The 10,420-nt window shown below is 68.8% G+C and carries 11 protein-coding genes; 5 read left to right on the top strand and 6 right to left on the bottom strand.

The window, feature by feature from the left end; translation table 11 throughout:
* A partial coding sequence (locus tag KD1_RS09960; protein WP_157073281.1) for a PASTA domain-containing protein occupies positions 1-956 on the top strand: 956 nt, incomplete at its 5' end.
* A gap of 6 nt (positions 957-962) precedes the next feature.
* Here KD1_RS09960 and KD1_RS09955 read toward each other — a convergent pair.
* Positions 963-1,616, bottom strand: a complete 654-nt coding sequence (locus KD1_RS09955) for an aminodeoxychorismate/anthranilate synthase component II (protein ID WP_068401294.1) — start codon at positions 1,614-1,616, stop codon at positions 963-965.
* A gap of 18 nt (positions 1,617-1,634) precedes the next feature.
* Entirely contained in the window at positions 1,635-2,468 is an 834-nt protein-coding gene (locus KD1_RS09950; RefSeq protein ID WP_245627354.1) for a DUF881 domain-containing protein, read from the bottom strand.
* 122 nt (positions 2,469-2,590) lie between these two features.
* On the opposite strand from KD1_RS09950, the gene KD1_RS09945 reads away from it, so the two are divergent.
* Both KD1_RS09945 and KD1_RS09940 read left to right on the top strand, forming a co-directional pair.
* A complete protein-coding gene (locus KD1_RS09945; RefSeq protein WP_245627353.1) occupies positions 2,591-2,890 on the top strand; it encodes a cell division protein CrgA in 300 nt (99 codons plus the stop codon).
* A 4-nt stretch (positions 2,891-2,894) separates the two neighbouring features.
* The gene (locus KD1_RS09940; RefSeq protein ID WP_068401290.1) at positions 2,895-3,962 is read left to right on the top strand and encodes a winged helix DNA-binding domain-containing protein; all 1,068 of its coding nucleotides are present in this window, start codon (positions 2,895-2,897) and stop codon (positions 3,960-3,962) included.
* Positions 3,963-4,254: 292 nt separating this feature from the next.
* Here the strand turns inward: KD1_RS09940 and KD1_RS09935 are convergent, their stop codons facing one another.
* Both KD1_RS09935 and KD1_RS09930 read right to left on the bottom strand, forming a co-directional pair.
* Complete coding sequence (locus KD1_RS09935; protein WP_068401287.1) at positions 4,255-5,115, bottom strand: rhomboid family intramembrane serine protease; 861 nt, start codon at positions 5,113-5,115, stop codon at positions 4,255-4,257.
* A 56-nt stretch (positions 5,116-5,171) separates the two neighbouring features.
* Complete coding sequence (locus KD1_RS09930; RefSeq protein WP_068401284.1) at positions 5,172-5,690, bottom strand: peptidylprolyl isomerase; 519 nt, start codon at positions 5,688-5,690, stop codon at positions 5,172-5,174.
* A 116-nt stretch (positions 5,691-5,806) separates the two neighbouring features.
* On the opposite strand from KD1_RS09930, the gene KD1_RS09925 reads away from it, so the two are divergent.
* On the top strand, positions 5,807-6,538 hold the full coding sequence (locus KD1_RS09925) for a hypothetical protein (protein WP_068401281.1): 732 nt from the start codon (positions 5,807-5,809) through the stop codon (positions 6,536-6,538).
* Between the two features lie 104 nt (positions 6,539-6,642).
* Here KD1_RS09925 and KD1_RS09920 read toward each other — a convergent pair whose 3' ends face one another.
* Positions 6,643-8,304: a nuclease-related domain-containing DEAD/DEAH box helicase gene (locus KD1_RS09920; protein WP_068401278.1), complete on the bottom strand. Its 1,662-nt coding sequence runs from the start codon at positions 8,302-8,304 to the stop codon at positions 6,643-6,645.
* A gap of 131 nt (positions 8,305-8,435) precedes the next feature.
* Positions 8,436-8,981, bottom strand: a complete 546-nt coding sequence (locus tag KD1_RS09915) for a winged helix-turn-helix transcriptional regulator (protein ID WP_245627352.1) — start codon at positions 8,979-8,981, stop codon at positions 8,436-8,438.
* Between the two features lie 36 nt (positions 8,982-9,017).
* Between KD1_RS09915 and KD1_RS09910 the strand changes: the two genes are divergently transcribed.
* Positions 9,018-10,343: an MFS transporter gene (locus KD1_RS09910; protein WP_068401273.1), complete on the top strand. Its 1,326-nt coding sequence runs from the start codon at positions 9,018-9,020 to the stop codon at positions 10,341-10,343.
* Positions 10,344-10,420: the final 77 nt, after the last annotated feature.

Genomic DNA, 10,420 nt, shown 5'->3' with positions numbered 1-10,420 from the left:
TGGCGCGAGCCATGGCCGTGCTCGGTGTGCTGATCGCGGTGGCGTTGATCGCGTGGGGGGCCACGGCGCTCCTCAATGGCCGTGGCGGGCCGAACGGCTTCGCGCTGCCCAACGTCGTCGGCAACCAGCTCGCGGTCGCCAAGATGACGCTCGAGGACGCCGGCCTGCAGGTCAAGGTCGACAACGTCAACTCGACCCTCCCGCAGGGCAGCGTGACGGCCTCGGACCCCAAGGCCGGCACGATCGTCGTCGAGGGACAGACCGTCACCCTCGACGTCGCCTCCGGGCCCGGCAACGTCGCCATCCCCGATGTGTCGGGCATGTCCGAATCCGAGGCCCGGGCCGCGCTGAAGAAGGCACAGATCGTCGTCGGCAACGTGCGGGTGACCAACACGCCGCTCCAGCCGAAGGGCAAGGCGTTCCAGACGAACCCCCGTATCGGTCAGACGATCAAGCAGGGCGAATCGGTCGAGTTGCTCATCGCCTCGGGCCGGATGGACCTGGCCGACTACACCGGCATGAACGTCAACGAGGTCCAGCAGAAGCTGTTCGAGTTGGGCATCACCGACATCACGATCACGTACGAGGAGTCCACGGCACCGGCGAACACGGTGATCCGTCAGATCCCCGGCGCCGGGGAGGGCGCGCTGCGGTACAAGGGCAAGGTGGAACTGATCGCGGCCAAGGAACCGCCCGTGACGAAGACGGAGACCGTGCCGCCGTCGACGTTCTCGACTCCGCCGTCGTCGTCAACTCCGCCGAGTTCATCGACGCCACCGAGTTCGTCAACCCCACCGTCCTCATCGACCCCGCCGAGTTCATCGACCCCGCCGAGTTCATCGACGCCGCCGAGTTCATCGACGCCGCCCTCGTCCTCGACCCCACCGACGTCATCGCCGCCCACGAGTTCCGAGCCGGCGAGAGCGGGACGGCAGGGGGCGGGCCAGACCGGCTGAGGCCGCTCAGACCGCGACGGCGCGCGCGACGTTCTCCGCGTTGTGGACCAGCGGGCTCAACCCCTGCGAGCGCGCCACGGCCTGCGGGTCGCCACACATCTCGAGCCAGTTGGCGAACAGCCGGTGCCCGCCCTGGGTCAGGACGGCCTCGGGGTGGAACTGCACGCCGTGCAACGGCAACTCGCGGTGTCGCACGGCCATGATGATGCCGGTCGCGGTGTGGCCGGTCGCGATGAGTTCGTCGGGCAGGGTGTCGGGCTCTATCGTCAGCGAGTGGTAACGCGTCGCGGTGAACGGGGACTCCAACCCTGCCAGCACACCGGAGCCGTCGTGGTGCACCTGGCTGGTCTTGCCGTGCAGCAATTCCGGCGCCCGTCCGATCGTGGCCCCGAACACCTCTCCGAGCGCCTGGTGGCCCAGACACACGCCGAGCATCGGCTGCGCCCGCTCGGCGCACGCCTCGATCATGGCCAACGAGACTCCGGCATGGGCGGGATCGCCCGGGCCCGGTGAGACGAGCACGCCGTCGAAACCGGCCGCCTCGGCGATCGAGACCGCGTCGTTGCGCCGCACGGTCGTGGACGCGCCGAGCTGCTGCAGATAACCGACGATGGTGTAGACGAAGCTGTCGTAATTGTCGACGACGAGGATCTCGGGCACCCGCCCAGTATGCGCGCCCTAGTTCGTCGCCGACGAACGGGTATTGCCGGAGACCGGAGTGGCGGCCTTGAGTTCGACCGAACCCTGGTAGGCCGGGAACTCCTTGACACCACCATCGGTGACCTCGAGCCCGAGACCGACGGCGGCGACGTACTCCTTGTAGATGTTCGCCTGCTCGCTGGCGTCGATCGCGGCGCGCATGGCCTGCGGATCACCGATCGCGGTGATCGTGAAGGGCGGCGAGTACACCCGGCCCTGGAGGATGAGCGTGTTGCCGACACAACGGACCGCCGACGTGGAGATGACGCGCTGGTCCATGATCATCATCGCCTCGGCGCCGCCGGCCCACAGCGCGTTGACGAAGGCCTGGACGTCCTGCTGGTGCACGACAATGTCGTCGACCGTCACGCCGGCGGGCAGGTTGTCGGCCTTGAGGGAGGAGTCGTCGAGCACCACCGTGAGGGTCTCGCCGCGCACGGCCTCCGCACCCGCGACGGCGGCGATCTTGTCCGCCTGGGCGTTGGCGCGGCGGACCGCGGCCGCGCCGCTGGACTCGTCACGGGTCAGGGCGGCGATGTCGTCGCGGTAGCCACCGACCTGTTCCTGCTTGACCGCCACGCGCTGGGACTCGTCGCGGATGAGGTCGGGCAGGTTGGTCACGGTCGAGCGCAGGTTCGTGCCATCGGCGAGTTGGCTGGTGGCGGTGAAGAGCAGGCCGGCGGCGATGGCGACGAGCGGCACGGCGAACGACCACACCGTCGGCTTCGAGGAGAGCCACAGCACGCGGCGGCGCGTGGCGGCAGCGGCCTGTTGCTCAGGTGTCGGCGGCGCCTCGTGGGCTCCGTGCTGCACGTGTCCTCCGGTCGTTGTGGGGTTCTGCCGTGGTTGCGCCCGTCTGCGGCTGTCAGCCGCAGGAACTACGCTAGGGCAACATCCTGAGAACACCGATCACGACACTGCGAGGAGCACCCACCGTGGCCGAGGAGACGCCCGACCTGGACGGCGCTGGAGCGACGACCGAGCGCGAGGCCAAGCGCGAGGCGAAACGAGCCGCGAAGAAGGCCCGCCAATCGCAGAAGATCACCACCACCGGCAGCAACTCGGCGTGGTTCGTCCCGCTCATGCTCACGCTGATGCTCGCCGGGCTGCTGTGGGTCGTCGTCTTCTACATCAGCAACCAGCAGTACCCGGTGCCGCAGTGGGGCAACTGGAACCTCGGCGTCGGCTTCGGTCTGATGTTGGCCGGCTTCCTGATGACGACCCGCTGGAAGTGACCTGATGCCCGCCCCGGCGCCCTGTGACGTCGCCCTGATGCGGCTGGTGTCGCTGGGGCTGGCGGGCCCACGACCGGTCGACCCGCTTGAGGCGGTCACCCGGCTGTCGTGCGTGCAGGGGCAGGATCTGCCTGGCGCGTTGATCTCGGTGGCGTTGCGCACGGTTGGGCGGAGCGTCGTTGAGGTGCGTGATGCGTTGGACGACGGGTCGATCGTGCGGTCATGGCCGATGCGCGGCACGCTGCACCTGGTGCGTGCCGATGATCTTGGGTGGATCTTGTCGCTGACCGGCCCGAAGGTGTTCAGCGGGACGGCCGCGCGACGGGCGGCGCTCGGCATCGACGAGGGCACCCTGGCGAAGGCTGCCGAGGTGAGCGCGGCGGCGCTGGCCGATGGCGGCCTGACGCGGGCGGAGTTGTTGAAGGCCTTCGACGACGCGGGTCTCGAACCGACCAGCGGGCGCGGGTACCACCTGCTCTACCAGCTGGCCGTCAGCGGTCACGTGCATCAGGCGCACCTCGACGGCAAGGATCAACGGTGGGTCGTCAGTCAGGGGCGGCTGCCGGCGCCGCGGCGTGACGGCGAGCGCGTCGAACTCATCGGAGCGTGGTTCGCGGACTTCGTGCGCGGCCACGGGCCGGTGACGTTGGCCGACTTCACCCGCTGGAGCGGGCTCGGCGTGGTCGAGTCACGCGCCGGCGCGGCGTTGGTCACGGGGGACCTGCTCGAACTGGATCTCGACGGCGTGAGCGCGTGGGTGGACCCGGCTGTCCCCGATCTGGTGGCGGAGCATCGTTCCGAGGCGCGCGCGGTGCGGCTGCTGCCCGGCTTCGACGAGTTCATCCTCGGCTACAAGGACCGGTCGGCCCAGTTGCCGCCGGAGCACGAGACGACGATCTGCCCCGGTGGCAACGGGGTGTTCAAGGGGACCGTCGTGGCCGGCGGGCAGGTCGTGGGTACGTGGAAGAAGGGGCGCAAGGCCGGCACGGTCGACGCGACGCCGTTCGGGATGTTCAGCGACACCCGGGCGCGCGCGGTGGCCGCGGTCGCGAGCGACGCTCCGTTCGTCTGAGCCTGCCCCCCTCACCCCCGAGCGGTTCTAGGTATTGCGGTTCGAGGTATTAACGACCGCTGGAGCGGTCGTTAATACCTCGAACCGCGGGAGGTTGGGGCGGGCCAACGCTCGCTCATCCACAGGCTTGTCCCCAGTTGGGGAGAACTACACGGATGTAACTCGGTTGTCCACAGGGTTTGTCCCCAGATGTCCACAACATGTCACCCGGTTCGAGGTATTACCGACCGCTGGGGCGGTCGGTAATACCTCGAACCGGGGGGCGCGGGGTACGGGGTGCGGACGCTGCGGGTCAGCCGACGGGAACCGGCACCCCGAACGCGTACTTCGCCGCGATGAGTCCCACGATGATGAGCGACAGCACGCCGAGGCCGACCCAGTGCAGGCTCGACCGGTCGCGGCCCGGGAGGGTGATCGCCAAGGCCGCGAGCACGCCTCCGATGAAGCCACCGAGGTGGGCCTGCCACGCCACGTTCGGGATGATGAAGCCGAGCACGGCGTTGATGACGAGCACCGAGATGATGCCGCTGTCCCCCGCCCCCAGCTTGCGGCTGATGATGAGGAAGGCGCCGAACAGGCCGAACACTGCGCCCGAGGCTCCGACGAGCGAGACTCCGGAGTTGACCGGGTTGAGCAGCAGGAAGCCCGCGCCGCCGGCCACCGCCGAGATGAGGTAGACAGCCAGGAACCGCAGCCGACCGAGCAGGCGTTCCAGCGGCGGGCCGACCATGTACAGGGCGAACATGTTGAAGCCGACGTGCAGCGGCGAGGTCGGGCTGTGGGCGAACGCCGAGGTGATGAATCGCCACGGCTCGGAATCGCCGTAGAACGGCACGAGGCTGATGTCGAAGCTGAATCGCGGGTTCGTCAACTGGAGGACCCAGACGACGATGCAGATCGCAATGATCGACCACGTCACGAGGGGGCGCTGGTCGGCGGCGGCCTGGCCACCCAGGACCGTGCGCTGCGACGGGGCCTCGCGGGCGGTCTCGCGCACGCAGTCCACACAGTGGAAACCCACCGCGGCCGGGCGCTGACACTCCGGGCACGCGGGCCGGCCACACCGCTGGCAGTTGGTGTAGCTGATGCGGTCGGGGTGGCGCGGGCAGACCGGGGGCGCCGGTGCGGTGGGCTCGAGGTTGCTGTGGCTCATGGTGGGGCAACGCCTCGACCGCCCCGAGACGTGCCCGGGGCGGTCGGAAGGGGCGCTCAGTCCTCGATCGTGACGCGCTCGATGACGACCGGCTCGACCGGCTTGTCCTGCATGCCGGTGGGCACGGCGCTGATCGCGTCGACGACGTCGCGGGAGGCCTGGTCGGCGACCTCACCAAAGATGGTGTGCTTGCCGTTGAGCCACTCGGGGTTCATCGTCGTGATGAAGAACTGCGATCCGTTCGTGCCCTTGCCACCCCGGATGCCGGCGTTGGCCATGGCGAGCAGGTACGGCTTGTTGAACTGCAGCTCAGGGTGGATCTCGTCGTCGAACGCGTAGCCCGGGCCGCCCATGCCGGCGCCCAGCGGGCAGCCGCCCTGGATCATGAAGTTCGGGATGATGCGGTGGAACGTCAGACCGTCATAGAACGGCGTGGGGTTGGTGCGGCCGGAGTCGTCCTTGTACTCCTTGGTGCCCTGGGCCAGGCCGACGAAGTTCTCGACCGTCTTGGGGGCGTGGTTCGGGAAGAGCTCGATGGTGATGTCACCGTGGTTCGTGTGCAGAGTCGCCTTCATGCGCGTCATCCTCCCACGACGCTGCGACATCGCCCACCATGTGGTGTCCCGGGTACCACCGGGTCACCAACTGTTGTTTGATGGGGGCAGCCCGTTTTTCACCGAGGAGGATCGCTGTGTTCCGCAAGAAGCAGACCAGGACTGACATCGTGAAGGCGAAGGCCGCTGAGCAGGCGACCGCGCTGAAGGAGATGGTGGGACCGGCCGCCGAGCAGGCGTACGCGGCCGCTGCCGAGAAGGCCGTGATCGCACGTGCCGTGGCCGCGGACAAGGCTGCCCTCGCGCGCGCCGCCGCTGCCGAGAAGGCCACGGAGGCGCGCAATGCCGCCGCCAAGCGCGTCGAGAGCGAGGCGCCCAAGCTGCAGGACGCCGTCTACGGTCTGACACCGCAGGTGGACAAGGCGCACGACACGATCGTCGACGACGTCATCCCGCGTCTGGCCCAGGGGATCGCGGCGCTCGCCGCCGGCGCCGTGGCCGCCAACGCGACCGCCGATCTCAAGGACTCCACCACCGAGGATGTCGTCGAGGCGCTCAAGACCGGCAAGGTGAAGAAGAAGCGCAAGGGCGGCAAGCTCCTCGTCGTGCTCGGTCTGGCGGCGATCGGTACCGCCGCGTACTTGGCCTCGAAGCGCAACAAGGCCAAGGTCGACCCGTGGGCCGTGCCGGCCGCCGACCCGTACGCCGGCCTGGCCCCGAGTCAGCCGGTGCACACGTCCACCTCGCCCGCGGCGGACACCGCGCCCTCCGCGGTCGACAGCCTGGGCAGCGACGTGGCCGACACCGGCGACACCCTGCTGGACGAGACCACGAACACCGACCCGACGACGGACGTCAAGAACGACTGACATCCTTCCCCGAGTGATGGTTTCGGGTCGCCTCAGGAGTCCTGAGGCGACCCGAAACCATCACTCGGCGGGGTTGGGCGCGCGCTCGGCGGGTGTCGTGCTCGTCAGATGCCCAGACGCCGGCAGGTATCCGAACCGCCCATGCGCCGCAACGCCTCCGGGTCGCCGACGACGACGAGTCGATCGGTCGCCCGCGAGAGCCCGACGTACAGCCGCTCGGAGGCTCGATCACGCGTGCCGTCCTCGTTGACGCACAAGACCACCGCGCGACGCTCCATGCCCTTGAAGCCCAGAACGTGCCCGTAGAAGATGTCGTCCTCGTCCCAGAATCCGGCCCAGTACCCCTGCTGGCCCAGGGACTCCTGACGTTCGAACTGGACCGGATGACGCGAACCCAGCGTGATCAGGGCGATGTCACGTGGCGCCCACCCCTCGTCGAGCAGCGCGTCGACCTGTTCGTCGGCCATCTCCACCGCCTCCGACAGACTCGCCTCGACGAACGTGACCTCCGGCCCGTTGCCGCCGCGCAGTTCCATCCCGGTCGGCGCGAGCGCCACGAACGTCTCGGCGATCTGCTTGGTGTTGCGCAGGTTGTGATCCAGCACGAGGGGCACGAGTTGGACCGGCGGGCGGCCGAATCGCGCAAAGACGCGCTGGCGCTCGTCGGAGTAGGAGTAGATCCCGCCCTCCTCCTCGTCACGGAGTGACTTGACCAGCGGCAGCCACCAGTCGTCGGCGAAGTCCTGTGCCTCGTCGACGATGATCGCGTCGAACTTTTGCTTGTGCCCCAGCCGGTTGGCCAGATCGGCCATCCGGTGCGGCAACTCGACCTCCCAGAACTCGGAGTCCTGGCGTGTGCCGAAATCGGTCAGCCCCCACGAGCGGCCGAGATCCTCGAACGTGCCGACGAAGACCGGTCGTTGCCCCGAGGGGCCACCGTCGAGCGCCTGCTTCAGGTACGTCGCCAGTCCGTAGGAGTAACACACGACCGCGACCCGCTTCTTCTGGCCGAGCAACCGCCCGGAGGCCAGATCCTTCGCCTGCTGGATCGCCAAGACCGTCTTGCCGCTCCCCGCTCCGCCACGAATCTCGACTCGGTTGAGCAGGCGGGTGACCTTGAGGAGCGTCGCCTGCTCGGCGGTGAGCCGCGCGGCCTCCGCCTCACGCTCGGCGGCGAGGGCGATGGCGTCGCGCAGCGGAGGAAATCGTCCCTCGAGGATGTCGAGGATGACGTGGACATCCTCGTCGTCCGGGGGGCGCGCATCGTTCTGACGCCGCCCGGTCGTGTCGTCGATCCGTTGACCCAGTTCGGCGAGATCACCGCGTCCCGACACCTGCCACCGGGGCACGTCGGGGAGGCTGAAGTCCGCCGACAGGTCCGTGCGGGCCAGCACGACGTGGTGACTCCACCGCACGCGGGTGCGGCTGCCCCACCGGGGATCGGACTCGACGTAATGCCGCAGCGCGTATTGCGCGTTGCGTGCCTGGTCGACGGGGTGGATGCGGTCGGCCTGGGTGCCACGCTGGATGTACCACTGCCCGTTCTCGACCCAGACGTGGCTGCCCTTGACCTCGACCACGACGATGCCGGAACCGGGCATGAGCACGACGAGATCGGCCTCATGATCGCCCTGCTCATCGGCGACGCGGATGTTGGCGAGCACGACGGAATCGGGCGGCAACTGCTTGACGACCCGATGGAACACATCACGTTCGGAGGTCGTGACGAACGTCGGATCGTCCTGGATCGTCTGCGCCGGACTCATCGAACCTCCCCGGTGGTCACTTGGGCAGGAGCGTAGCGGGGCCGGGTCGTCCTCCTTCGTCGAGTGATGGATACGCGTGGGCTATCAGGCCAGTTAGGCCACGCGGATCCATCACTCGACGGGGGCGCGAGTCAGTCGGCGGGGGTGCGAGCCAGCTCGCCGGGCGCGACGAGCGGCGTACGCACGTTGCGCCATGTCTTGCCCCAGCTCATGTCCTGGGGCTGCAGCACCTCACCGCACGCGCTGCACACCTGGCCCTGCGTCGTCTCATTGCCGCACGCGTCGTGGATCAACTCCATGTGCGCTCCTCCGGCCGGCATCGTCGTGTGCCGCTCACCCCACACCGCGAGCTGTTGGAGGATCGGGAGGAGTTCGGCCGCGGCCGGCGTGGCGACGTACCCCTGGCGGGTGCGACCACCGGAGTCATAGTCCGCGCGCTCGAGCAGACCGGCCTCGATCATCGCGTGGAGACGGCGACTCAGCACCGCTTCGGAGATGCCCAGGCTTCGGCGCAGCTGATCGAAGCGGCCGTAGCCCTGCAGCACGTCGCGGACGATGAGCAGAACCCAGCCGTCGCCGAGCACGTCGAGCGAGCGGCGGATCGGGCAGAGGTCCTCGGACCAATCGGAGCGCAGTGGCACGTCTTCCCCTTCCTGGTGGCCATCGGGTATCTTCACGACCAGCCTATAACTTCGTTGAAGAAAGCCACAGCAATGGAGCTTCGTCCCGCGGCCGATCAGAGCGCCCCGACACGCGCCACCCCACCGCAGCGGCGCCATCGCGTCCATCCAGCGTGGTGGGTCGCCGCCGTGACCTTCATCGCGCTCTTCTGCGCGGCCGGATTCCGCGCGGCTCCGGGCGCGCTCATGGTGCCGCTGCACGAGGAGTTCGGCTGGTCGATGAGCGTGATGTCGCTCGCCGTCAGCATCAACCTCGTCCTCTACGGGGTGGTTGCGCCGTTCGCGGCAGCGCTGATGGATCGGTGGGGCCTGCGCCGCGTCGTCTCGTCGGCACTCGTGCTGGTCGCCCTCGGCGCGGCCGGCAGCGTGTTCATGACCGCGTCATGGCAACTGCTCGTCTTCTGGGGCGTGCTCATCGGGACCGGTACCGGGGCGATGGCCCTCGTGCTGGCCGCGACGATCGCCAACCGGTGGTTCATCCACCGCCGGGGTCTGGTCATGGGGGTGCTCACGGCCGGTCAGGCGACCGGGCAGCTCGTGATCCTGCCGCCCGTCGCGGCCCTGGCCGAGAACGTCGGGTGGCGGCCGGCGTCGCTGGTCATCGCGGCATTCGCGCTCGCGGCCGTGCCGCTGGTGCTGCTCGTCATGCGCGATCACCCGGGGGAGCACGGTGTGGCCCCGTATGGCGCGGATCCCGAGACATACGAAGCTCCGCTGCCCGTGACCGGAGACGCGTTCGCCCGGGCCCTCGAGGGCCTCGCCTTCGCGACGCGGCACCGGGCGTTCTGGGCGCTGGCCATCGCGTTCGCGATCTGCGGAGCGACGACCAATGGGCTCATCGGCATCCACTTCATTCCCTCGGCGCACGACCACGGGATGTCGCAGACGACCGCGGCCGGGCTGCTCGCGGCCGTCGGGGTGTTCGACATCGCTGGGACGATCGCCTCCGGCTGGCTGACCGATCGGGTCGACCCGCGCAAGCTGCTCGTGGCGTACTACGCCTTCCGCGGCGTCGGGCTGGTGCTGCTGCCGTGGCTGCTCTCGGACACCGTGCACCCGAGCATGGTGCTGTTCGTCGTGGTCTATGGCCTCGACTGGGTGGCGACCGTGCCCCCGACGGCGATGTTGTGCCGCGAGATCTTCGGAGAGCGCGGGACGATCGTGTTCGGGTGGGTGTTCGCGGCCCACCAGATCGGTGCCGCAGTCGCAGCATTCGGGGCCGGTGTCATTCGTGATGTGTTCGGCGAATACACATACGCGGGGTGGGGTGGCGCGGCCCTGTGTGCAATTGCGGCCGTCCTCTCCATTGTGGTGCGGAACAGCCGTCGAAACGAACCTGCGGGCAATTACGCCACCTGATGGGTTCGGCGGATTCTTGCGCGGCGTCGTGCCTTCGTCGAGTGATGGTTTCGGGTCGCCTCAGGTGGTCCTGAGGC

It is taken from the genome of Kribbia dieselivorans NBRC 106261 (assembly GCF_001552435.1).
GTDB classification, from domain to species: Bacteria; Actinomycetota; Actinomycetes; order Actinomycetales; family Dermatophilaceae; genus Kribbia; species Kribbia dieselivorans.
This window is presented reverse-complemented; position numbering and strand designations above follow the sequence as displayed.